General features: G+C 39.9%; 21 protein-coding genes and 1 pseudogene. 7 read left to right on the top strand and 15 right to left on the bottom strand.

Annotated features, from left to right (window positions below; all coding sequences use genetic code 11):
• Positions 1-166: 166 nt before the first annotated feature.
• The 3 genes from QMA08_RS18965 to QMA08_RS18955 all read right to left on the bottom strand — a co-directional run bounded on the left by QMA08_RS18965 (position 167) and on the right by QMA08_RS18955 (position 2,537).
• Positions 167-784 (bottom strand): glutathione S-transferase, encoded by a 618-nt coding sequence (locus QMA08_RS18965; RefSeq protein ID WP_290175237.1) that lies wholly within the window; start codon positions 782-784, stop codon positions 167-169.
• Between the two features lie 50 nt (positions 785-834).
• Positions 835-1,863 (bottom strand): NADP-dependent oxidoreductase, encoded by a 1,029-nt coding sequence (locus QMA08_RS18960; RefSeq protein ID WP_002962785.1) that lies wholly within the window; start codon positions 1,861-1,863, stop codon positions 835-837.
• A gap of 179 nt (positions 1,864-2,042) precedes the next feature.
• Entirely contained in the window at positions 2,043-2,537 is a 495-nt protein-coding gene (locus tag QMA08_RS18955; protein WP_290175236.1) for a GNAT family protein, read from the bottom strand.
• Between the two features lie 149 nt (positions 2,538-2,686).
• Between QMA08_RS18955 and QMA08_RS18950 the strand changes: the two genes are divergently transcribed.
• Entirely contained in the window at positions 2,687-3,892 is a 1,206-nt protein-coding gene (locus tag QMA08_RS18950) for an anhydro-N-acetylmuramic acid kinase (protein ID WP_290175235.1), read from the top strand.
• A gap of 41 nt (positions 3,893-3,933) precedes the next feature.
• Here QMA08_RS18950 and QMA08_RS18945 read toward each other — a convergent pair whose 3' ends face one another.
• The gene (locus QMA08_RS18945; RefSeq protein ID WP_010554987.1) at positions 3,934-4,419 is read right to left on the bottom strand and encodes a hypothetical protein; all 486 of its coding nucleotides are present in this window, start codon (positions 4,417-4,419) and stop codon (positions 3,934-3,936) included.
• A 697-nt stretch (positions 4,420-5,116) separates the two neighbouring features.
• On the opposite strand from QMA08_RS18945, the gene QMA08_RS18940 reads away from it, so the two are divergent.
• Positions 5,117-5,413, top strand: coding sequence for a hypothetical protein (locus tag QMA08_RS18940; RefSeq protein ID WP_182673582.1), 297 nt, complete (start codon positions 5,117-5,119; stop codon positions 5,411-5,413).
• Between the two features lie 160 nt (positions 5,414-5,573).
• Positions 5,574-6,107 (top strand): hypothetical protein, encoded by a 534-nt coding sequence (locus tag QMA08_RS18935; protein WP_033022044.1) that lies wholly within the window; start codon positions 5,574-5,576, stop codon positions 6,105-6,107.
• An 866-nt stretch (positions 6,108-6,973) separates the two neighbouring features.
• Here QMA08_RS18935 and QMA08_RS20330 read toward each other — a convergent pair.
• From QMA08_RS20330 to QMA08_RS18890, 10 genes and pseudogenes are all read right to left on the bottom strand, one after another.
• The gene (locus QMA08_RS20330; RefSeq protein WP_356783460.1) at positions 6,974-7,201 is read right to left on the bottom strand and encodes a hypothetical protein; all 228 of its coding nucleotides are present in this window, start codon (positions 7,199-7,201) and stop codon (positions 6,974-6,976) included.
• Between the two features lie 12 nt (positions 7,202-7,213).
• Positions 7,214-7,393, bottom strand: a pseudogene (locus QMA08_RS20325) (nucleotidyl transferase AbiEii/AbiGii toxin family protein); the annotation flags it as partial.
• 39 nt (positions 7,394-7,432) lie between these two features.
• Complete coding sequence (locus tag QMA08_RS18925; protein ID WP_290175234.1) at positions 7,433-7,831, bottom strand: hypothetical protein; 399 nt, start codon at positions 7,829-7,831, stop codon at positions 7,433-7,435.
• A complete protein-coding gene (locus QMA08_RS18920) occupies positions 7,812-8,846 on the bottom strand; it encodes a type IV toxin-antitoxin system AbiEi family antitoxin (protein ID WP_290175233.1) in 1,035 nt (344 codons plus the stop codon). Before QMA08_RS18920 ends, QMA08_RS18925 begins: the two co-directional genes overlap by 20 nt.
• Positions 8,847-9,145: 299 nt before the next feature.
• Positions 9,146-10,240: a porin gene (locus QMA08_RS18915; protein WP_290175232.1), complete on the bottom strand. Its 1,095-nt coding sequence runs from the start codon at positions 10,238-10,240 to the stop codon at positions 9,146-9,148.
• Position 10,241: 1 nt separating this feature from the next.
• Positions 10,242-10,829 (bottom strand): DUF4956 domain-containing protein, encoded by a 588-nt coding sequence (locus QMA08_RS18910; RefSeq protein WP_039037236.1) that lies wholly within the window; start codon positions 10,827-10,829, stop codon positions 10,242-10,244.
• A 1-nt stretch (position 10,830) separates the two neighbouring features.
• The gene (locus tag QMA08_RS18905) at positions 10,831-11,745 is read right to left on the bottom strand and encodes a polyphosphate polymerase domain-containing protein (protein WP_290175231.1); all 915 of its coding nucleotides are present in this window, start codon (positions 11,743-11,745) and stop codon (positions 10,831-10,833) included.
• Between the two features lie 77 nt (positions 11,746-11,822).
• On the bottom strand, positions 11,823-14,381 hold the full coding sequence (locus tag QMA08_RS18900; RefSeq protein ID WP_290175230.1) for a CotH kinase family protein: 2,559 nt from the start codon (positions 14,379-14,381) through the stop codon (positions 11,823-11,825).
• A 221-nt stretch (positions 14,382-14,602) separates the two neighbouring features.
• On the bottom strand, positions 14,603-15,730 hold the full coding sequence (locus tag QMA08_RS18895; protein WP_290175229.1) for a zinc-binding dehydrogenase: 1,128 nt from the start codon (positions 15,728-15,730) through the stop codon (positions 14,603-14,605).
• Between the two features lie 105 nt (positions 15,731-15,835).
• On the bottom strand, positions 15,836-16,513 hold the full coding sequence (locus tag QMA08_RS18890; RefSeq protein ID WP_290175228.1) for a glutathione S-transferase family protein: 678 nt from the start codon (positions 16,511-16,513) through the stop codon (positions 15,836-15,838).
• 174 nt (positions 16,514-16,687) lie between these two features.
• Here QMA08_RS18890 and QMA08_RS18885 point away from each other — a divergent pair, with 174 nt between their 5' ends.
• From QMA08_RS18885 to QMA08_RS18870, 4 genes are all read left to right on the top strand, one after another.
• Positions 16,688-17,614 carry a LysR family transcriptional regulator gene (locus tag QMA08_RS18885; RefSeq protein ID WP_290175227.1) on the top strand — a complete coding sequence of 309 codons (927 nt, stop codon included), beginning with the start codon at positions 16,688-16,690 and terminating at the stop codon, positions 17,612-17,614.
• 179 nt (positions 17,615-17,793) lie between these two features.
• The gene (locus tag QMA08_RS18880; protein WP_290175226.1) at positions 17,794-19,752 is read left to right on the top strand and encodes a hypothetical protein; all 1,959 of its coding nucleotides are present in this window, start codon (positions 17,794-17,796) and stop codon (positions 19,750-19,752) included.
• Between the two features lie 95 nt (positions 19,753-19,847).
• Complete coding sequence (locus tag QMA08_RS18875; protein ID WP_290175225.1) at positions 19,848-20,306, top strand: thioredoxin family protein; 459 nt, start codon at positions 19,848-19,850, stop codon at positions 20,304-20,306.
• 453 nt (positions 20,307-20,759) lie between these two features.
• Positions 20,760-21,206 (top strand): hypothetical protein, encoded by a 447-nt coding sequence (locus QMA08_RS18870; protein WP_290175224.1) that lies wholly within the window; start codon positions 20,760-20,762, stop codon positions 21,204-21,206.
• A 123-nt stretch (positions 21,207-21,329) separates the two neighbouring features.
• Here the strand turns inward: QMA08_RS18870 and QMA08_RS18865 are convergent, their stop codons facing one another.
• Positions 21,330-22,208: a LysR substrate-binding domain-containing protein gene (locus tag QMA08_RS18865; protein WP_290175223.1), complete on the bottom strand. Its 879-nt coding sequence runs from the start codon at positions 22,206-22,208 to the stop codon at positions 21,330-21,332.
• Positions 22,209-22,210: the final 2 nt, after the last annotated feature.

Raw genomic sequence — 22,210 nt, 5'->3', positions numbered from 1 at the left:
TACTTAAACAATAGCAGCATTATGCCTTATTAATTAAAGTATTATTAGCAATAAGGTAGGTGATTGTTAATTTAGTTTACAAGCGTAACTTTGGCGGGGCATATTTTACAGGTATTAAAAAAGGGGCTAAATGCCCCTAGTGTTATATAAAATATTATATAAAGGTTTAGTCGTACTTTGCTTCTAGCTCATTAGCTGTATGAAACTTCTCATGGCTTTGCAATTGCTCGTCGTATTTAACAAGGTTTTTAAAGTGCGCTAATTGACCTGAGTTTTTGACTATTTCAACAATAAACGACATCATAAAGTCAGCGCCCGTTAGGGTATCGCCCACTAAATAACGTTTACCTTCTAGGCGGTCGTTAAAATAGCTAATTACTTTGGCTGTTTCAGCGTCGGCATAATTTTCTAAAAACTCTGTTTTAGCGCCATCTTTTAAAACAAACATTTTAAGTAAAAGCGGTAAAATAGCTGAGCTTTCTGCAAAGTGCAGCCATTGCTGGTAGTCAACATATTCAGCGGTATCTACTTTTGGAGCAAATTTACCGTTGCCGTATTTAGTAATAAGGTAGTCGGTAATAGCGCCTGATTCAGCAATAATTAAACCGCCATCTTCAATTACCGGTGACTTACCAAGTTGATGAATATGCTTTAGTTCGTCAGGTGCTAGGAATGTGTCTTTATTACGCTGATAAGCCACAATTTCGTAGTCAACATCTAGCTCTTCTAAAAGCCAAATTATACGTTTAGAACGGGATTTATTTAAATGGTGTAGTTTAATCATGCCAGTCCTTTTGTGGCTTGTAAGGGCTTTGCCTTACAAGCCGTATAAAATTAAAGTGGGTTATTAATTTTAACCACAGTTTTACCAAAGTTTTTACCGCATATCATATCGTTGAACGCGTCTACTGTATTTTCGATGCCTTCTACCATGTGCTCACGGTATTGAATTTTTCCGTCTTGTAGCCATTTTTGCATGTCTTGTGCAAACTCGTCGTAACGGTCGCCGTAATCATCAAAAATGATAAAGCCTTGCATTTTAATACGCTTAGTAAGCAATTGACCCATTAGCATACCTAAACGGTCTGGGCCTTCTGGCAAGCTAGTAGCGTTATATTGCGATACTAAACCACACAATGGTACGCGTGCTGCGGTATTTAATAGTGGTAATACGGCGTCGAATACTTTACCGCCCACATTTTCGTAGTAAACATCAATGCCTTTATCACAGGCTTTTTCTAACTGCTCTGCAAAGTCATCAGCTTTGTGATCAATACAGGCATCAAACCCTAGTTTTTCAACGGCGTGTGCACATTTTTCGCTACCACCAGCAACACCGACTACTTTACAGCCTTTAATTTTAGCTATTTGACCAACCGTTGCACCTACTGGACCTGTTGCTGCTGCAACAACTACGGTTTCGCCTTCTTTAGGCTGGCCAATATCAAGTAAACCCATGTAAGCAGTAAAGCCAGGCATACCCATAATACCTAATGCGTATGAAGGGTTTGCAGGCTCTTTACCTAACTGCATTAAGCCTTCGCCGTCGGTAATGGCGTAGTCTTGCCAACCTGTGTAGGCAAGTACCCATTCGCCTTCGTTAAACTTATCGTTTTTAGACTCTTCTACTTGGCACACTGTTGCGCCAACCATTACATCACCAATATTAACTGGATCAGCGTACGACTTAGCATCGCTCATACGACCACGCATGTACGGGTCTAGCGATAGGTATATAGTACGTAGTAAAACTTCGCCGTCTTTTAAAGCCGGAAGCTCTACCGTTTTTAATTTAAAGTTTTCATCTGTTGGAGCGCCATTAGGGCGTGATTCAAGAGTAAGTTGGCGACTAGTCGTAGACATAAAAGATCTCCTATTAATATAAATAAACTACTTACCGAATGTTTACGCTTTAAAAATCGTGTTCAGCTAAACAATAATGCGCGGCTAAGCAGTATGAATATGTACAATGCGTACCTTAATAAAGGAGTTTTGGGCGGGTGGTTGATAATTCAACCTTTGCGCAAATTTAATTAGAGTAATTAGTCTGCTTTGAGCTTACTAAATATATGATTGTTGTAAAATACCCCGTTTTTATAAATGGCCTGTTTAAGCACAGCCTCTTGCTCAAAGCCGCTCTTAGTAAGTGCTTTCATAGAGCCGGTATTACCAGCAAACACGGCACCAAAAATTCTATTTAAGTGTGAGCTTGCAAACGCTTCATTGCATATAAGTTCAATAGCGCGAGTAATAATGCCTTTCCCCCAATAGGCTTTATTAAGCCAATAACCAATTTCGCCACTGCGGTTGTATTCAAATTCGCCGGGAGTTATACCAATACAGCCCGCAAATTGCCCATTTACAACAATGGCCTTAATAATGCCGTTTTTTGAGCCTTGGCTTATCCACCAGTTTGCATCGGCTTGCGTATACGGAAACGGAATTTTTGACGATAAATAACGCGTTACTTGTTCATCATTTAAGGTGTTAATAATAAAAGGCGCGTCTTGGGCTTTAAATTCTCTGAGGGTGATCATATTTTTTCATAAATTTTTAGTATGCACACTAACTTAACAATCATTTAAGAGTTAAACAATCAGAACCTAAATTAAACGCTTTACGGCTATTACTTTGTTTTAAAGTCCTCTAATATAAGCAAAATATTACACCTATTTTAGATGCCACTATGCACCCTCACATTAAAGCGCTTTATAACAGCGCCCTAAAACCAAGCCGTTTAATTATTGGTTTAATGAGCGGCACCTCGTTGGACGGGCTTGATGTTGCACTGTGTAAGGTAACGGGCGCAGGCTTAAATACACACATTGAGGTTTTAAATTTTACCACCGTTGACTACAACGACGATTATAAAACTAAAATAAAGCAGGTATTTGCCAAAAGAGAGTGTGATTTAGAGCTTGTAACTTTACTGCACCCGTGGGTAGGTAAACTCCATGGCAATATGGTTAATCAGTGCTTAGCTAAGTGGGATATAAACCCGGCAAGTATTGATGTAATTGCAAGCCACGGGCAAACCATTTACCACTGCCCGCAGTCGCAGCATAACCACAAAAGCTTTACTAATGGCACCTTACAAATTGGCGATAGCGACCAAATAGCCGTTACTACGGGTATTACAACCATTGGTGATTTTAGGCAAAAACACATAGCCGCAGGAGGCGAGGGCGCACCACTTGCTGTGTATGGCGATTATTTGTATTTTTCGAGCGCTGTGGAGAGTCGGGTTTTGCTAAATATGGGCGGCATAGCTAATTTAACGTTTTTACCCAAAAATGGCGATGCAAACGGTGTATTTAGCTCCGACATTGGCCCCGGTAATACCATTATGGATGCCTACGTGCAGCAACATTTTAAAGATATGCATTATGACGATGGCGCAAAAATAGCAAAAGCAGGCAAGGTAAATACACCATTATTAAATGCATTGTGTAATAACGCATTTTTTGAACTTCCAATGCCTAAAACTACAGGGCCTGAGGTATTTAACTTAGCGTATTTAAACGCCGCAAAGCAGCTTACAAATACACAGCACTTAAGCCATGAAGATGTAATGGCCACCTTAAATACCTTTACAGCAACCGCTATAGCAAATGCATTAAACGAGTGTGCAGAGCGCGAACAAAATTGTGTGGTGTATGCAAGTGGTGGGGGTATTCATAACCCATTACTAATGGCGCAACTTACAACGCTTTGCCCACATATTAAAGCTTTTAAAAATACCGACGGTTTAGGTATAAACCCCGACGCAAAAGAGGCCGTGTTATTTGCTATTTTAGCAAACGAATGCCTAGCCGGAGAGCAGCAACACCTAAGTAATACCGCGCAGGGTATCGCTGGAGTTACTATGGGTAAAGTAAGTTTTGCAGATTAATAACTTATAAGTAGCGTCGCGTAATTTAAGTGCAATCAGCACTAAAACAGCGATAAAAACGTAGAACCCATACTCGCAAAGTAGCTACGAACGCCCTGTGACTTGGTATGTTCAGTTTTTATTTGCTCAGGAATATAGCCTTGCTCAAATGCTTTAATGTACACATCGAGTTGCTGGCTTTCTTTTAAGGTCGTATTTTTTCCGTGCAGCATCATTTGCACTACAAAACACTGGCTTTGTGTAATGTTACTTAAAGTAAGATTTACAGTACCAGATTCAAGGTCTGCATTGCTCAGCGTTTTTTCAGTAAAATACTGCGCCCCACGCGCACTGGGCTGCGTTGCACTTAGTGAAATAACATCGCTCTCATTTGCGCCATCAGGCAACACACACTGCAGCGTAATGTTATGCGCAGCATTGGCTTTTAGCGATAGCTTTTCATATTCCATAGCGTGGCTCATCGCCGCAGACATGGAATCATCAAATGATTGCAGTGCAAATGTTAGTTGCACTAAGGGTGTACTCATCTTACTTAATCTTCTTGAGTCTATTCATTTATCGGATAGAGATTATCGCGGATCAAAGTTACAGATTTATGACTAATTGCATTATTTAGTACAATTATTGAGTAGTTTGATCAAAGAGGATCTTTTTGTTCTTTCTCATTCGGTTTTGGAATGGTTTGTCACACATCTGGAATGAAGAGCCATATGTGGCCGTGCTTGTAGCGATGGTGTTGTTCCTTATTTGGGTTTTTATCATAGACTTTTCTTCATAGAGAATCGAATTTAGTTTTTAGGCACAAACTAATTAAACAGAGATTCCCAACTAAAATTCCATACTTTATCTTTTTTGGTTTATTACTGTATGGATAGCGGTTTATTGTTGTACCTCATATTAATAGAGCGGTGTTAGCGGCCAAGATAAATGTCGCAATGCAAATGTTCTAAGGCGGTTATGAGCGAAAACCAGTTATTGAGATTGGCTTAATATAGTAGTTAATTGATTGGTCAAATTGCTTTTTGCGCATATATTCATGAAAATAAGCTGCACGCGCATATTGATCTATTTAACTTAACTCAAATATTTTAGAAAACTTAGTGATAGTAATACCTTAGGTTATTTGCTAAAACTATATAAAGTTGATAAATGAGCGCTAAGTCGTTAGAAATATGCGCGACGAGCGTACTATTAAATTGTTAGAAGCGCCAGAAGGATCTGCAAATGTCTTATTACAACTCCACTATTTTAAAGACCGCTGCAAAAGTCTCTTTTTTACATATTTCTTGGCTTGTTGCCCTAATTGGAATTCCGATTGTATTTTTTAGGGATGGCTTAGATTTAGTAGAAAAGTCATTATTGTTTAGTGGATTATTATTCTTTTTCTGGTTTGTATATTTACTTTTTTGCATTACATTTCATAGGCTAAGTATGCGAAATGAACATAACAGATTTGGCTACCTTGCAAAGGATGACCTCGAAAAAGGCAAAGAAGTTGGTACACATTTGGAGGGTTGGTAGCATGGCACTTCTAACAAAACGCTCAAGCTCGCTCCCTCCGGTCGCTGGGACGCCTATACGCGGGGCGGCTTCGCCATTATGCCCCACGCATCTGCGCCCCTTAGCTTAAAGTTATGTTGTTTTGCAAGTTAGTAGGAATTTTTAAAGGGATTTGAATTGAATGAAATTTTTCAAACTTACAGTGATAATATTATTTGCTTTAATTATTGGTGCAGCACTGTCATACCAGAAAATCATCTCAGACATATTGATACCGCAGTATGTTGACTGGGCTTATGAAACTGAAAGAAAAGGCTCGGAGTCAGGAATTCCGCTAAATTCACGAGAATTAGCTTTGGCAGCTGATATAGGAATTCAAAAACCAGAGAAAGTTAGGATTGTACATGTTGAAGAAGTACCGTTTCCATACGAAAACTTCGCTCTAAAAACACTAGGTGAAGCACTAGGTTTTATTGGTGAAGGTATTACTAATAATGCTCAGGCTTTCGGGTATTCCATTTATGTTCGTAATGGATATGAGCTCAATAGACCAAAATTGGCTCATGAATTGGTTCATGTGCTACAAATCGAAAGATCTAGTCTTGACCAAGTGATAACTCAGCACTTCTCTGACATAGCTGAATTTGGTTATGACAAAGCACCTTTAGAAGTCGAGGCTTTTAAAGCAAATAAACAGTATGCAGCTGATTGGTAATTAAACGTTGAAAAATCACATTAAGTCGGTCGCAAGCTCCCTGGGACAGTAATACGTGGACTCAGTCGCTTCGCTCCAAATTTTAGCCCACGTGTTATTGCCCCTAAGCGGGATGTTAGTGTTCAAGGAGGTTTCAGCTGAGGGTCAAGGCTAGCAAAAAGTTAAAAGCTGAAATGTTCAAAAGAGTTTTGATCGCTTTAGTACTTTTTGGAATCGGAGTTTATATTCTAGGTTCATCTGATGGAGTTTGCTTTGAGATATTATCTCGCGATCTCTGTAACTCCAAAGAGAAAGCTGTAGTTTTTCATTGGATACTGTTTTTTGATTCTCTTTTACTCGCATATGTTATGTTGCCGTTTTTTTACTTAGGCGCTATGAAATTCATTATTAAAGCAAAGAACACTAACAAGAAAATCAATAAGGACTAAAAACAGTGGGCTTTTGCTCCTGCGTCGCCTATTTTAGTCAACAATTTTTGGGTCAAAAGAGTCAAATTTTGACTTCATATATCAAGGTTTGCCAGTGCCTGCCGATGTCGCACTAGCGAAGTTTGCCAGAGTACGCCTATCAAATTAACTATATCCTTAAACCTTTAATGTACTTGGGTGGCTAGCAACGTACGGGTGATCCCTTCCAGCGTTAATTGAGAAATAAGCTCAATTCCAGCATTGAATGGGAAATATTCCAAATTTCTATTGGAAATTCACTTATTAAATCCTCGCCGTATATAGGTCCCAATTCCAAGCTTGAATGAGAAAGAACATATAAGCAAAGCTGTTTTAGTAACTTATGGGAATAAGAAAATTGCATCCGGCGGTTTCAATAGCGATTACTTTATATATAAAACAAAGGAGCTATTGAAACAGTTAAGCAGTATTTAGCTGCTCAGAAATAATACTTAAAAGCTCTTCAGCATCACTATATTCAATTTGAACTGCTCTGCTTATATCTAGTACTAAATTGTCTACTTTGGACTCAATATTGAACAATTTTTCATTAATGAATGAAAGAACTTCTTCGTTAGCGATGCTGCAAGCATCAGTGGCTAGTTTCATTGTGCTCGCTTTATGTTCATCATAGTTTTGAGCGTCCATAAAGTCATCCTCATAAAGTGAATCTGCGATATCAGGTATTTTTGAGTAGTGCCTAGTGAGATAAAAAATATCCATTGCGTCTTTACGTCTAACGCTATGCTCCCTTTCTAGCCATGAAATTAACTTCAACAATAGCATCCCAGCAGGCGATGCAACTTTAATATTAAGATTGGGGTTATTGGTAATTTTTACGTCTAGGGCATGTTTAAATGCTTCGTTAAAGCCTGTTACTTACATTCCAATATCGTGCTGTGGCGGCCAAGTAATAGAGTTACCATCACCAGCAATATTTCCAAATGGAATAATATCAATCTCCCAGCTCTCACCGTTAGGAACGGTAGTTACTAGCTGGTGTACTTTTGTTTGATCAGGGGTAAAACCATTTTTTAGCAGATGCTCCTTTAACTGTTCAAACTGGTCCCAGTTTTGGACTTGTATACCAAAATCAATATCTCTTGTACCTCGCTCAATTGCAGCACCGTAGCCATGGTGGAGTATAATGTCTCTGGCGGTAGCACCTATGACTAGGTAAGGGATCCCTAATGCTTCAGTATGGGCGTTTATTTTTTGATAAAGGCCAACTAACCCTCGTGGTAATTTACCAACGACATTAAGCGATGTGCTTTTCATAAAACCTCGTTGCAGCATCTATGTTTCTTGTGTCTCTACTAGCTAATAAATTAGCATAAATTAAATACGGGTGTGCTAAATGAGTCTTTGACCCAACAAGTTTTTCTATAGCTAAAAATGGCTCCACTAAAACTACTTTTGTTACTGCATCGTTTATATTATCTTCTGCTTTTACTTTTCGTAATCGTGCAGTTTTTAAAATGACTTTTTTATGTTCAGGGCTTACGTAAATTAGATAATTTTTTGTATTTAAATAATCATCATATTGTTGAACAGCATATTCGCCTCCCCATATGGCATTTACATTATTTAGTTCAAGTTTTTGTAGTAGCTCCGTGTTATCAGTAGTGAAGACTTCTTGTTTTAATTTAGCTTCAACAGTTACAGGATAAGCGTCTAACCACTTCTCTAGTAAAGCTTTTGAATTGTTGATTGTTTTAGTGTGTTGGTCTTTTTGAACTATAAACTCTTGATATATTAAATCGTCAATTACTTGTTTAACCGTTCCCAGTGCAACCTCGGCCATCTTTGCAATTGTGCGCATGGGTTTATTTACCAGCTCCGGTTGCACTAAAAACATAAATACTACTTTCATACCCTTGGGTTGAAATGCCTTACCTAATTGTTTGGCTAAGGCTATTTCATTGTGGGCTTTTTCGGGCTTATTTCCCTGAATATCAATATAAATTGGGGAGCAATTAATATACGTGTTACCAACTCGGTCTATAAAGGATGTATTTTGCTCCTTTAATAGAGCTGCTTGATTAGGGTTGATGTACTCAGTAATTAATAGGGCATTGGTTATCTGATTTTTTATTTTTAATTCAGCAATATACTTTTGTAAGGTGGTTGTATTTAGGTGCTTTTTGCATTTAATAATTAAATTGCTTTTAACATTAGGCAAAGCGAGTTCGCCTTCAGTACACTCTTTTTTAAAAGCTTTATACTCTGCGCCTAAACTCGTCTGCAAGTTTAATTTCTCAATAGCTGCCTGTATTATCCCGTGGTCCATCATTTGTTCACTAAATTTAACTGTTCATTGTTTATGAACATAAATATAAATTGAACGCTAGTCAAGTTTCGTTCACTAATCTCAGCTGTTCATTTTTATTGAACGGCCATCATTAATGAACGAGGAGAGTGGCAAGCTCACAAGCTTAAATTGCCTTACTGTAATTAGTGGGATAAGTACCAGCCTGATAAGTTACCTTTAGAGAGTTTATAACAGCTCTTTTAAAATAGCCCCTGTGTTAAACGTAACGTTTAGCACAGGGCTTTATAGTTTTAGATTAACTGGCTTAACACGCAAGCGCATTAAAACGAGTATTGCAGCCTTAATGAGATTGCATTGCCCGATGTGATAGTACCGCCTGCCTCGTAGTAGTCGGCTTTAATGTAGTCGGCCATAAACTTTATATTCTTGTTTACGGTGTAGTTAACACCAAGGGCGTAGGTTTTTGCGTCTTGGTTTTCTTGCTTGAGCTTAAGTAGGCTATAGCGGCCAGTGAGCTCCCAGCCTGGCTCTGAGCTTGCGCCTAGTTTTGCGTTTTTATACTTACGGTATCCGCCCGATAGCTGATAACCAAATTGCAAATAGCCGCCTTCGTAATCATTGGTTGACTCTTCAATACTGGTTACTTGTGCTTGTTGCCACTCGGCCATCATGGTCAATCTGTCTTTAAGCCATAACAGCTCTATACCTTGCTGCGAGAGGTTATCGGCATTAATTTTTTCGCCTTCTATTAATGAGTCGGCGGTATAAACTTCAAGTGGTTCATTTACTCTAAATTCGTTACCGTCGTACTGCCTCTCACTAAATGCGACGCCTAAGTGTAATAAGTTAGTATCTTGCTGCCATGGCACCCAGGCTACCCGCCCTGTAATAGCAGATGTTGCTTCGTCTTCGTCGGGCTGATAATAACCAAGTTGCCAATTTACTGAGGCTATCTCTCCTGAAAGGCTAATACCTAAACTTCGCCCTGGCGAAAACGCTTCACTTATCATGCTGCGTTCGAGCATTAATAAATTACGAGAGCTAGTTATTTTTTCTAGGCCAAAACCTTCTTTTTGCTGGCCTATGGTTAAATCAGCATATTTCCAGCCTGAGTATTTTAGGTAGGCGTCTTTTATTTCGGTTTCGCCATCGGCAAAGCCAAGTTGAAATTTACTTTTCCAGTCTTTGCTTATGTCTGATTTAAAACTTAGGCGAGCGCGGCGTATTTCTGAGGTACTTTCTGAGCTGTTGCTGTCGTATTGATCCTCTAATAATGAGGTATCAAACTTGTTGTAGTCGAGCATGATATAGCCGCTTAGGTCTATATCATCGTTAATTTTGGCAAAGCTTGCGTTACTAACAAAACAACAAAGTGTTGAAAGCGCCACTGTAGAAATAGTTAGTTTAGAGGTCATGTTAGGCTGCCTTTGTTTGTTTTTCGGCTAAGTAACTTACTTTTAGTTGCGCTACGTCTCTTAAAAAGTCGATGTGTTCTATATCTACAGCCACTACGTTTAGGCCCGTGCGCTGTTTTAAATCATGGATGAGTGTGGCTTGGTTTTGCGGAGTTATGTTTTCTATGCGCTCGTAGCACACGCTTTGTACTTCGTAGCGTTTTACAAATACGCTTGAGTCAATCAAAAAGGCAATTAAGCAAATTATGCCGTTAAGAATACTTAGCTCAATTAAGCTCATTTGCCCTACAGAGGTAAGTAAAGCAATGGCGGTAACGAGGAATAAGTAAGTCATTTCTTTAATCGAAATAGACTCAGTGCGGTACCTTAGCATGGTAAATACCGCAAATAGGCCAAATGCAAATTCCATTGACATATCAACGCCATGCAGCAAAAAGGTAATAATAAAAACGCCTACGCCAAATAAAATAAACGAGCCTGCCACCACTGCATTTTTACTTATGCGAAAGTAACAGCCATAGCAAAGTACAGCCAGCGATAGGATGTTTACTAAAAAACGGGAAAGAAAAATAAGATCTAATTTTGTCATTTTAATTATTCTCTAAAGGTAAAAGCGGGTTAGTGCGGTTAAGGTGTTTTAAACGGGCTAAAACAGGTTTAAAGCGGTTTACTTTTAAGCGCTCGGGGTAGAGCAAAGCACAGCCAATGCAGTATTTACTAAACGAGACAGGGAATATGTGGTGTTTGCTCATAAGCTTATAAAATGGCGAGTGTTTTGTTTTTTTGCGTTGCTTAAGTTCGGCAATAAAAAAGCCCGGTAGGTTTATTTTGTTATCGCCTTTTGGGGTGTTGTACCACAGGTTAAAATCAAGCGTTAAGCGTTCGGCTTTTTCTTCGTTGGCTAAGGCTATTCGGTTATAGCCGCTTTGTTGGGTTACGTTTAAATGTGCAAAGCTGTTTTTCATTTGTTCTTTCATAAACGCAGTACAATGGGCTTGCTCGTTGTTTTTTTCGAGCTTGATACGTGTTTTAACCGTACGGCTTTGATTGTTTTTTAGTTTTACTTCTAGGTATTCGGTGGCGGTATCAACGTAGCGTCTTTGGCGCACTTTGTAGCGATTAAGCTTACCGTTATGGTGGGCTTTGTATAAATCAAGCTCGGGCGTATCAAAGTACTGATTATAATAAGAGAATAAGCGCTTACCTTGTATATCAAGCACACGGTACTGGCCTTGTAAGTGAGTTAGTAGCTCAGGTAAAAAAGACAGTGGCAGCATAAACTTGCTGTCTACACGGTTCATTAAGTTGGCGTTATTAAGATCTTTTAATCCGTAGCCTTCAAACGGGGTGAGTAGCTCGTTAATTAATGTTGATAATGGGCTATCAGCGTTTGGCTTTTCAGGTTGGGCCTGCTTATTTTTAGTGTTTATTGCAGCAAGTGCTACAGGTGCAATTGAAGTATCCTTTTCAAAAAGTTCATCCTTTAAACGTGCTTGAATTGTCATAATTTTCTCAGATTATTAAATTGCAAAGTTACAGAGTGCAGTGCCAGCGTGCTGGCACTGCATGAAGGATGGGTTGTTTATCTAGAGCAAAAGCCGCTGCCGTCGCCGGCTGAAGGCAATGTGCCATCAAGCTGCGCGGTCATATTTGCTACGCGGTACTGCATAAACGACGTTAAACCGTAAAACTGCCCCGTAGTAGAGGTTAGGTTTTGCTCAAAGTAATCTGAGCCGTAAAAACTAGTGGGGTCGTTTTGTACGTGCTCACGGATTAAGTCGGCTATTTCATTTACGCGGGCGCTAAATGTGTCGCTTGAAAGTGAGCCATTAATAAGTTGCGTTAAGTAACTGTGGTAAACATCAAGGTTGCTTTGCTCGGCAAATACATTAGCGATTAACGGGCGCTCATTTAATGCGCCGCTTACTGGCTCATCAATGTAGAGCTCTCTTACATCTACACCATTACAATTCATGTTAAAGGTGCCAAATGACTCGTTAAAATCCCATGGCAAAATGCTAAATACGCCATCGTCATCGTAAATATAATAGTTATGAGCAAGCGTACCGTGGTAGCTATCTAAATTAGAAAGCGAAGTGCTAACCGACATATATCGTAAAAGTGTATCTACCTCTATGGCGCTGGTTTCGCCGTCATCGAGCGATTCTACAAAGTTAATAAATGCGCCGTTATCGGTGGTGTCTTCGTTAGTTTGTAAGTTTATGTCGGTGTAGCTTTGTATGTCGTCACCTAGCCATAATAAATCGCTGCCTGTGCCATCTGGCTTGTATAAATCGCCGTTACTGTTGGCAAAGTGTTTTTCTAAAAACTCACCATCTATGGCTTCTACCATTAAGTACAAACCAAATAGTTCGCCGTTTACATAAAAGTTAACGTAAGCATGCTCAGGCGTTGGTACGCCCATTTCATCCATTAGGTCGTAGGCAATTACTTCACGCATGTACGACGGGTCGTTAAACGAGTTTTGCAGTGTGAATTTTTTTAGCCCAAAAAACTTTTGGCCCGACACGTATTCGTTAATATCGACCTTAAAGCTGTATCGGTCACTGCTAGAGTTGGCAACACTGCTTAAGCTTGAGCCGCCTTTAGTGCGAATAGCCACGCTATCGAGTGTTACTCCATTAAAAGTAATAGCAGTTTCGTGATATTCCTCATCAAGTGGGTTATCTAGAATGTCTTGCCAGTTTTCGTCGGTAATTGTAATCGAAAGCGTATTAACAGCTGTGGGTGTAAATGCGGTTGCAACGGTATTCTCGCTACTTGGAGTAGGGGTTAAAAACGCATGAGTAAAGTCGGTGCTGTTACTTAGGCCGTAACTAAAGCCTGTGGCTACATCGCTTTCGTCCCAATCAATGTAGTCAATTACTTCATCGTTGAGTATTAAGCTTAACTCGTCTTCTTTACCTAGTTTAAAGGGTACGTAGTAAGTGCCTGGATCTTCATCGGTGGCATAAATAGTAATGTATTGGCCTGCGTATAAATCTATATCGGGCAGGGTTACTGGGTCTATGTCGTCGCTTTCATCAATAACTTGGTAGTTGGCTAAGTTAATAGTATTTTCGCTGTTATTGTATAGCTCAAACCAGTCGTTACCATCGTCTGCGGCGCTTGCCACCACTTCGTTAATAACGAGTGGTCCGTGAGTTGCTTTGCTATTTTGACTAAGCTCTGTTGGAGTTAATACCGCTGTTGCATCGCTGCCATCTGGGTAGCGGCCATAGCTGTAACCACTCAAGGCTTGGCCTTTTTTCCACGATAACTGCTCTATAATTACATTGTTACTGTAAAGGCTTACGGTATCGCTTGAGCCTAATTTAAACGCTACGCTTGGGAGGTCGCCTAAATCATCGGTGCTGGCGTAAATGCGATAAAACTCACCGGGCGCTAAAGTAATGTCGGGTAGGGCAAATTGCTCGTTATTGTCATCACTTAGTGTGTAGTCAGCTAAATAAACATCGCTACTGCTTGTTACATAAAGCTCTATCCAGTCCTCGCCGCCGCTGCTGTCTTTTGCTACTACTTCGTTTATACGCAGTGGGGCATCTTCAGCAATTAGAGTGGTAACAAGTGTTGAGGTGTCGGCTGTTTGGTTAGCTGCGCCCTGTGTTGGTGTTAATGTTTGCGCGGTGCCGGTGCCATCGGTGTATAAACCGTAGCTAAAACCTTCAGCGGCTTCGCCTTCTTCCCAATCAAGTACAGACACCACAGTGCCATTTTCATAAAGCGTAACAGCGTCGTCGCTACCTAGTTTAAAGGTAACGTAATAACCGTTATCGGGCGGTGTGTCGGTTTCATCAATAGCTTGAATAACAATAAACTCTCCTTGCGAAAGCGCTACTGCGGGTAATGCTTGAGGCTCTCTGTCGGCGTTATCATCAACAAGTGAAAATACCGACAAATCGGCTATATCTTCAGTGGCATATAGCTCAATCCAATCGTAGGAGGTATCACTTGGGCTTGCGACAATTTCATTTATAACTAAGCCAGTTGACGTGATTGTTGATGATGAATCAGTACTTTGCTCTGTGCTAGTGTCGGTAGTTTGCTCAGCACCGCCGCAGCCATACAATAATGTAGTAGAGGCAATAACTGAATAAAATATAAAAGGTTTTATATTCATGTAGGCACGCTTATTATTTTATTAAAGTGGATAAACTATAAGAATAAAAGGTGCAAACAATGTGTAAACATTCAGTAAATTACGTTTTTGTGATGGTTTTATGACAGCTTTAAGGACGCGTTAACTGCAAACCTAGCAATAGTAGAGTGCGTATATTTAAACGTAAAAAAGCAGATACCTAATTAGCATCTGCTTTTTAATTTTTAACGAAGAATATTTAATTAAGCTTGAGGTTTAATTAAGTACTTTTCGCCGGTGGCTTGTTTAGAATAAGCCGCGATTGACTGTAAATGTAATACCTCAGCTAATGACACTTCATGCGTGTAGTTACTCGCAAATGTAGTGGTGATTTCATCAGCAACGCGTTTGCGCATTTTCATTACTGTATCTGTGCCTAATTTACCTAAGGCATTAAATAACAAGAACCCGTTTACAGCCCAAGCAAAGCCAAAGTTACGGTTTAACGTAATAGGGCCGCGGTCTAGTGCACCATAAATATACACTTGTTTAAATGTATCAGAGCCATAAATTGTGTGCTCTTTCATATCGCGCGCAGCTGCAACTTCCATACAGTTAAGAATGTCACTTGTTAGTTGGCCGCCACCAATAGGGTCAAACGCTATAGTTGCACCTGTTTCGATTATTGCAGCTGTTAGGTCAGCAAGAAAAGTGTCGCTGCTTGAGTTAACAATATATTTTGCACCCATATCGCGCAGTAACTTTTCTTGTTCTGGTTTACGAACAATATTAATTAAATCAACGCCATCGGCAATACAAATACGGTTTAGCATTTGGCCAAGGTTAGAAGCTGCAGCGGCGTGAATAATGGCTTTATGGCCTTCAGCGCGCATGGTTTCTACCATTGCAAGTGCGGTAAGTGGGTTAACAAAAGATGATGCACCTTCTTTAGCAGTAGTCCCTTCTTTTAGCTCTAGGCAACTTTGTACATTGGCACATATAAATTGACGATACGTACCGCCGCCAATTACTGCAACGGTTTTACCCATTAATGCTTGTGCGGCTGGTGATGAGCCTGCTGCCACTACGGTGCCTGCGCCTTCATTACCTACGGGCGTTGCTTTTCCAACACGGGTTTTAAGTGATGGCATAAATTGAGCTGGAACATCGGCAGTAATTACTGGGTCTTCATCAGTACCCGATTGCTTTGCAGTAGACATATCAGCTGCGCTGAATAAAACGCCTAAGTCTGATGGGTTTAATGGTGCAGCTTCAATGCGAATAACCACTTCATCGGCATTTGGCTTTGGCATCTCGATGTTTTTTAAGGCAAGTGTAAGTTTATTGTCTTCGCTGATAGTTGAAGTAAGTTGGATATTTTTATTTGTCATAGGTTTTTCCTGCAAAGAATTAAATTTGTTAAGCCAATTACGTTATTGTATTGGCGATCTGTATTAGTAATTAAAAATTAGAATAGATACTTTTATAGCTACGCGTTATTTGGCGTTTGCTGCTTGAATTTGCGCTTTCACTTTTTGCATAAATTCAGCCATATTTGATTGCCGATCGGCCTCTATGCTTTGGGCAATGGCTAATTGGCTCATTGATTCGTTCCACTCTTTCATGCCGGGTACTTGTGCTAGTACATCCCAATCAAGCTGGCTTGAGCCAAATGCGCTAACTATGGTGTTTACGTAATAAACGTAAATGTCTGCCATTGTGAATTGCTCGCCTGCAATCCAAGGTGAAAACTTACACACGCTACTCAAAGCGGTTACACCACGCGTTAATACTTGGCGTACTTCGGCTTTAGTTGTGTCGGTTACTTCAGCGCCTGAAAATACATAAGGGATAAACCGCCTGCTTGGCAGTTCAAAATAAAGCTCTGCCATTTTCATAATTTGACGTACAACTGCGCGCTCACCTGCATCTGCAGGATATAGCGGGGTTTGTGGGTACGACTCTTCAATAAAGTCGCAAATAACACTCGACTCAGAAATATTAAGGCCATTAGCTGTTGTGATTGCAGGCACTTTGCCTGCAGGGCTGATTGCTAGTAACTCTTCACTACCGCCGTAAACAAGGTGTTCTTTAAATGGCAGTTGTTTGTGTAAAAGTACATGTTTAACTAGGTTGTAATAGTTACTAGCAGCAAAACCGTGCAAAGTAATCATAAGTCAGCTTTCCATTATTAACGTGAAGATACTAATTGCCAAAAAATGCAATTTAAGTCCCTGTCTTTAGGTTGAGTACATTATTACTTGTTTTAATTTGCTTATATATAGGGGAAAATGCGAATCACTTTTGTCTTTAAGACAATAAAGCATTTTATTTAATGGAGAGGCGACTTGGATCAACTAAAAGCCATACGGTATTTTATTAAGGTGGTTGAAACGGGCAGTTTTACCAAAGCCGCCAAAGCTTTTGGTGTGCCGCCTTCGTCGTTGTCGAGGCGAGTTGCTGATTTAGAAAAAAGCCTGGGGGCTACGCTTTTAAAGCGTTCGACCCGCATAGTTAAATTGACCGAAGTTGGGCAAATTTACTATAACGATGTTCAGCAAATATTAAATCAGCTAGAGCAAAGCCACGAAACTGTACGCAGTTATCAAACAACACCAATGGGGCGATTATGCATAAGCTCAATGGTGAGTTTTGGTGACAAAATATTACTGCCTCTGCTTGATGAATTTAGCGCGCTATACCCCGAAATTATATTAGATGTTAGCTTAAGTGATGAGCTGTCGACACTCGGGCGTGACGATGTTGATATTGCGATTCGCGGTGGTTATGCGCCAAATGAGCGCGTGTTGGCAATAAAACTAATGGATAACGGCTTTATTCCTGTCGCGTCACCCTGCTACCTACAAAAATACGGTGTGCCTACTAATGTTATGGAATTAAAGGGCCACAGTGGCCTTTATTTTAAAACGCCAGCGGGGCCAACGCCGTGGTTATGTAAAATGGATGAGCAATGGCACGACGTTTCTGGGCCTGCGGTCGCTATTTCAAATAACGGCTCGTGGCTAGCTAAAAAAGCATGTAATGGCGAGGGCATTTTAATGTCAACTCGGTGGGCGCTCGACTCATACCTTGAGTCTGGCCAGTTGCAAGAGCTTAAGTTTGAGCATGAATTAGCGATAAGCCAAAATGCGACTATGGCGGTTTATTTGTTGTATCAAAAGCAGCGCTATTTAGTACCAAAGGTAAAAGCGGCGGTCGACTTTTTAGTAAAAAGAATTAAAGAAACAGATGGAAGTGTTAAGCGAATAGAATAGTGAATTGTCGGATGGCGTTGCGCTTATCCGACCTACGCTTATTCGATTTAGATTTATGCTTATTTAATTTATTAATGGGTTGTTTGTATAAATAATAGGTAAAAATGCCTCCTTAAGCTAAAGCTTTTAATGGTGCGTCCGATAAGTTACTTAATAGGGTTTAGCGATTAAGGATAATCATGGTTAATAATGCACTTGGCAGCCACGCTAATTTAAGCACTTTACTTGCCCAATCAGTTAATAACGCTAACCAAAACCCTGTGAGTCCTTCGCTACTAACCGGTAGCGACCTTCAAGCTATTAATGATTTACAAACTAACGAGTCAAAAATAACCGATGGGTTATTAAGCCAGTTAAATAATGAAACTCTTAATGAAGCACTAGCCAGTAATCAAAATGTAGAGGACGTTTTAAAGCATCAACTTACCTCGTTATTTACTATTTCAAGCACGTTTAACTATAAACTCTCCGATGAAGAACTCGCCCTGCGCACCGTAACAAGCTCTCAGCATGAGGGGTTATTAAAAAACGAAAACAGCACCCAATTAATTGAGCGATTAAATACGTCGGTTAAAAATATTCAGGGTGCTTATGCTAATACCAGCGATATTTTATCGAGTTTAGGTCAGCTTGGGCATGAACAAAAAACGTTTTTAGCCTCAAGCCAGCAACGTGTAGAGCGCTCGCTTAATCCATATATGGAAAGCCTTAATCGCGCAAAATACGAGGATGACGATAACTACCTGTTTGAGCTCTCGGTAAAAACTAAAGAGGGTGATGTTATAAACATTACCTTTAACTCATCGCAAGGTTATGACGAAGAAACAGGTGAAGCGATAGATGGCTTTGGCATAAGTTACGAAGTTAATGGCAATTTATCAGAGGCTGAACATACGGCTCTAACGCAGGTTATTGCGGGTGTTGGTGAAATGGCCGATGAGTTTTTTAAAGTGAGTGAAAATTCATTCAACCCTCTTATAGTGCCAAACCAAACAGACATGAGTTTAGATTTTTTAGCGGACTTTAATAGTGAACAGTTAGCCGGTTTTAATGTGTCGTTTTCGACAACGCAAAATGATGCGCTTGATACTGCCCAGAACACACTTGATTTAAGTTATTCCATTGATGAAGCATCAAACCAGCAAGCACTTGTGTTTAAAGCCGTAGGTGGGCAAAACGACATTGATTTTGCACTCGATATGTCAACCATTGGCGCTAAAGACACGCAGCAAATGCAGCGGTATTTAGCGTCGCTCGATCAAAGCCTAGAAGATAGCCGAGTAAACAGCACCAAAGACGATAAAGAGTCGGCATTTGGGCGCAAAGGCGACGAGGCAATGCAGCAAGGTTTTGCATTGTTTAAAGGCGCTTTTGCGAGTATGTCGGCGGCGGCTGAGCGTTATAGCAATTTGGAGTCACTTGCAGAACAGCACTTTAATGACGGGCGCGCCATGGTTGCCGATTTGGTTGATAACATGATTACAAACGATGCCCGTTACCAAGGGCTTGGTAATAAGGCGCCAAATACATTAGGAGCGGGTATTTCTAAGCTCGCTGATTTTGATGCTACATTTTCTTATGCGCTTGATAACGGCGATTATCAGCCTAAAAGTACAATTGAGCTAAGCCAAGCGACAGAGCAAAGCCAATTAGGGGAGATTAGCGGTGTAACGCAAAGTAAAAATGTAAGTAGCCACTTTGATTATCAATACAGTCGCCCTGATTATTACGACAAAGAAGAGAGTTATAACGTAGGTACTGCGGTTAAAAATAAAGAACTTGTGGGGCTTGATCAGTCTCACGAGGTTGATGTTGATACAAAAATGTTTGAGTTTAATCCGCAAACCAATCAATACGAGCTGCAAATGGCGATGCAAGAACAAACCGTTAGTAAAAGCAACATTCGCTTAATTGACGATATTTGGCTTGAAGAAAACGAAAACAGCTACAACATGAATAAAAAAGAGCGTGTTGAGAGTGACGAAAAACAAGACGAGTTTAAAAAAACAAGCAGCCACTCTCATAATAAGTTAGTTACCCTAATTGGTGATTTAGACAAGCTAGCTGAGAATAAAAACGTAAGGCGAGAATATTTAACTAACTTATCGCAAGTTAACTTTTTTATGGATAAAAAGTAACTGTTTTGAGTTGTTCACTCCACACTCAATATTGGGTATAGTCGTTTAATACCTAAATTAATACCTAAATTAATACCTAAATTAAGAGCAACCTTATGTTTAAACAATTAATTTTATTGTGCGCTTTAAGTATGCCGCTTATAAGCTGCGCTGCTACAGCGCCATTTTCGGGCGAGATAAGTACGCAAGCACTGCTAAGCGACTACGATAAATTTAACGAGCAATACAAGGCGTATACACCAACAGCACAAGACATTTCATTAATGCAAAAGCTAGAAGGCAAAGAAGTTATTGTGTTATTTGGAACGTGGTGCCACGACAGTGAGCGCGAAGTGCCAAAGCTTATTAAGTTGCTAGATGAATCTAAAGTTACATTGGCCAGTATTGACTACGTGGCCGTAGGTTACAACAAGCAAGACGATGCAGGCATTGCACAGGCTCACGACTTACAATACACACCAACGTTTATTGTTAAACAAAATGGCAAAGAGTTGGTACGCGTAATTGAAAAGCCAACGGGTACGTTAGCGCAAGACTTAACTCAGGGTTTGTAAGGTCTATTCTTATGTTATGGCAATTCAATTAAAAGGATGTATAAAGGTTGGTTTTCTGTGATTTGTTGCTAATTATAGCCTGTCATTTAACGTCAATTAGGTAAGCGTTTTGTGAGCATCAACCCGCGATTTTATTTATAATTAATATGGATATTTATGAAGTGCAAAAAGTGTAAATCAGGAATTACCTCCCCAATTGTTAAAACGACAAATATTAACGGGACTCCAATCGCGTCATCATCTTGCCCAGTCTGCGGTGAAAATTTAGATGGTTCAAAAAGGTATTGGGTTTTATTAATTATTTTACTTATCGGCATTGGTGTTGCATCAAGGTATTTTTCTTAACTCTAGTTATATTACCTACACATGTGAATGAGCAAGACTTTGGTTTTGATTATTAGTCTTTTATTTTATCCGACTGATTTAGTCTTTTACATAAAAGTTATGTGACTTATGAAATTAATGCGAACTGAAAAAGTTCAATTGTGGTTTATGATAAATGCCAACAAATTGTATGTAGCTGCAGCTGTTTTTGGTGCTATTTTTGTGTTGATTTGGGGGGATGCTTCTCAATGGAAATACGAGGAAGATAAAAATCACTTCAGCACCTTTTTTTCATCCATTGATAGCCGAATTAGTTTTGTAAGGCATGGTTATTCAGGTACCAGTTTAAGAGTTGTTGTGAATTTTGATGCCGAAGGGCTCACTCTGGATGAAATCAAAAATATAACTCCAAAATATAAACATGTGATTCTTGAGCGCATTTGCAATGATTTAGAGAGTTTGAAAGTTTTAGAAGACGGCTACTATTTTGATGTGGATTTAAGGGATACCAGCTCTGAACACATGTTTAAAAATTATTTTAATTTAATAGTAAAGCATGAAAGGTGTATCACGTAACACAAGTGAGTTTTAACTTAGCTAATAGGCATTAGAAAGACTAAAGGGCTCAAATTTTGACTTCAAAGATTAAACTTTATGTAAATTTGCTACTGGTGCCTTACTACTTACAGATTGCGAGCATTATTCACTAAACAGGCTTTTTTCGAACGCTTGCGCAGCGTGTGAAGACGGTCTGTCTTTATAATGCAGTTGATAAAGTGGCCGAGAAAGCTGCTCGTTATTTTTTTGGCTCAGGCGTGTTAATTTGCCTAGCTGCACTAAATCCTCAGTAACTACATTTGGCAATAAAGCGACCCCCATACCTTGAGCAACAGCCCTTGCTATGGCTTCATTGCTGCCCAATTGCATACTGCGCTCTGCTATTACACCATGTTGGGCTAATAACTTTACCGACATTTCTAAAGTGCCCGAGCCCGGCTCGCGCAGTAGCCAAAACTGTTTGTTTAACCATGCTTTTAGGTCTTTCGTGGGCTTAAAGTTACTCGGTATAACAACACTCATCAAATCGTTTTGCCAGTGCTTACTTATAATATGCGGCTCGGTGGGTGTGCCTTCAACCAGTGCTAAATCGATAGTGCATTCCAGTAAGGCAAGCTCAATTTGCGCGGTATTAGCAACTTGTACTTCTACTTTTATATGGGGGTATTGTGCGCAAAAATTGGCTAAATAGGGAGGCAGCCAATAGCTGGCAATGGTTGTACTGGTGCCTATAACGAGTGTGCCGCGCTTAAGCCCTGTGCGTGATTTAATATCTTCAATGGCGGCTTTTTCAATGGCAAAAATGCTACGTGCATGATCATACAAGGCTTGGCCGCCCTCGCTTAAGGTAAGTTTTTTGCCTTTAGATGCACGCTCTATAAGTTGAATATTTAATTGGTGCTCAAGCTCTTTTAGCGCTTTAGATACAGCGGGTTGGCTTATAAAAAGCGCCTCGGCTGCGCCTGAAAAACTGCCAAGCTTTGCTACCGTATAAAACACCCTAAGTGCATGCAAGTTCATTG

Origin of the sequence: Pseudoalteromonas sp. APC 3355, from assembly GCF_030407615.1 — a bacterium.
Taxonomy (GTDB): domain Bacteria; phylum Pseudomonadota; class Gammaproteobacteria; order Enterobacterales; family Alteromonadaceae; genus Pseudoalteromonas; species Pseudoalteromonas distincta.
This window is presented reverse-complemented; position numbering and strand designations above follow the sequence as displayed.

What these genes read in the sequence shown, in the direction of transcription:
- QMA08_RS18960 (WP_002962785.1), bottom strand. Translation starts at nt 1,863, where the DNA reads ATGTCTACGACTAGTCGCCAACTTACTCTTGAATCACGCCCTAATGGC.
- QMA08_RS18955 (WP_290175236.1), bottom strand. Translation starts at nt 2,537, where the DNA reads ATGATCACCCTCAGAGAATTTAAAGCCCAAGACGCGCCTTTTATTATT.
- QMA08_RS18895 (WP_290175229.1), bottom strand. Translation starts at nt 15,730, where the DNA reads ATGACAAATAAAAATATCCAACTTACTTCAACTATCAGCGAAGACAAT.
- QMA08_RS18865 (WP_290175223.1), bottom strand. Translation starts at nt 22,208, where the DNA reads ATGAACTTGCATGCACTTAGGGTGTTTTATACGGTAGCAAAGCTTGGC.
- QMA08_RS18910 (WP_039037236.1), bottom strand. Translation starts at nt 10,829, where the DNA reads ATGACAAAATTAGATCTTATTTTTCTTTCCCGTTTTTTAGTAAACATC.
- QMA08_RS18950 (WP_290175235.1), top strand. Translation starts at nt 2,687, where the DNA reads ATGCACCCTCACATTAAAGCGCTTTATAACAGCGCCCTAAAACCAAGC.
- QMA08_RS18905 (WP_290175231.1), bottom strand. Translation starts at nt 11,745, where the DNA reads ATGACAATTCAAGCACGTTTAAAGGATGAACTTTTTGAAAAGGATACT.
- QMA08_RS18945 (WP_010554987.1), bottom strand. Translation starts at nt 4,419, where the DNA reads ATGAGTACACCCTTAGTGCAACTAACATTTGCACTGCAATCATTTGAT.
- QMA08_RS18890 (WP_290175228.1), bottom strand. Translation starts at nt 16,513, where the DNA reads ATGATTACTTTGCACGGTTTTGCTGCTAGTAACTATTACAACCTAGTT.
- QMA08_RS18880 (WP_290175226.1), top strand. Translation starts at nt 17,794, where the DNA reads ATGGTTAATAATGCACTTGGCAGCCACGCTAATTTAAGCACTTTACTT.
- QMA08_RS20330 (WP_356783460.1), bottom strand. Translation starts at nt 7,201, where the DNA reads ATGGACGCTCAAAACTATGATGAACATAAAGCGAGCACAATGAAACTA.
- QMA08_RS18935 (WP_033022044.1), top strand. Translation starts at nt 5,574, where the DNA reads ATGAAATTTTTCAAACTTACAGTGATAATATTATTTGCTTTAATTATT.
- QMA08_RS18920 (WP_290175233.1), bottom strand. Translation starts at nt 8,846, where the DNA reads ATGATGGACCACGGGATAATACAGGCAGCTATTGAGAAATTAAACTTG.
- QMA08_RS18870 (WP_290175224.1), top strand. Translation starts at nt 20,760, where the DNA reads ATGAAATTAATGCGAACTGAAAAAGTTCAATTGTGGTTTATGATAAAT.
- QMA08_RS18965 (WP_290175237.1), bottom strand. Translation starts at nt 784, where the DNA reads ATGATTAAACTACACCATTTAAATAAATCCCGTTCTAAACGTATAATT.
- QMA08_RS18940 (WP_182673582.1), top strand. Translation starts at nt 5,117, where the DNA reads ATGTCTTATTACAACTCCACTATTTTAAAGACCGCTGCAAAAGTCTCT.
- QMA08_RS18900 (WP_290175230.1), bottom strand. Translation starts at nt 14,381, where the DNA reads ATGAATATAAAACCTTTTATATTTTATTCAGTTATTGCCTCTACTACA.
- QMA08_RS18925 (WP_290175234.1), bottom strand. Translation starts at nt 7,831, where the DNA reads ATGAAAAGCACATCGCTTAATGTCGTTGGTAAATTACCACGAGGGTTA.
- QMA08_RS18915 (WP_290175232.1), bottom strand. Translation starts at nt 10,240, where the DNA reads ATGACCTCTAAACTAACTATTTCTACAGTGGCGCTTTCAACACTTTGT.
- QMA08_RS18875 (WP_290175225.1), top strand. Translation starts at nt 19,848, where the DNA reads ATGTTTAAACAATTAATTTTATTGTGCGCTTTAAGTATGCCGCTTATA.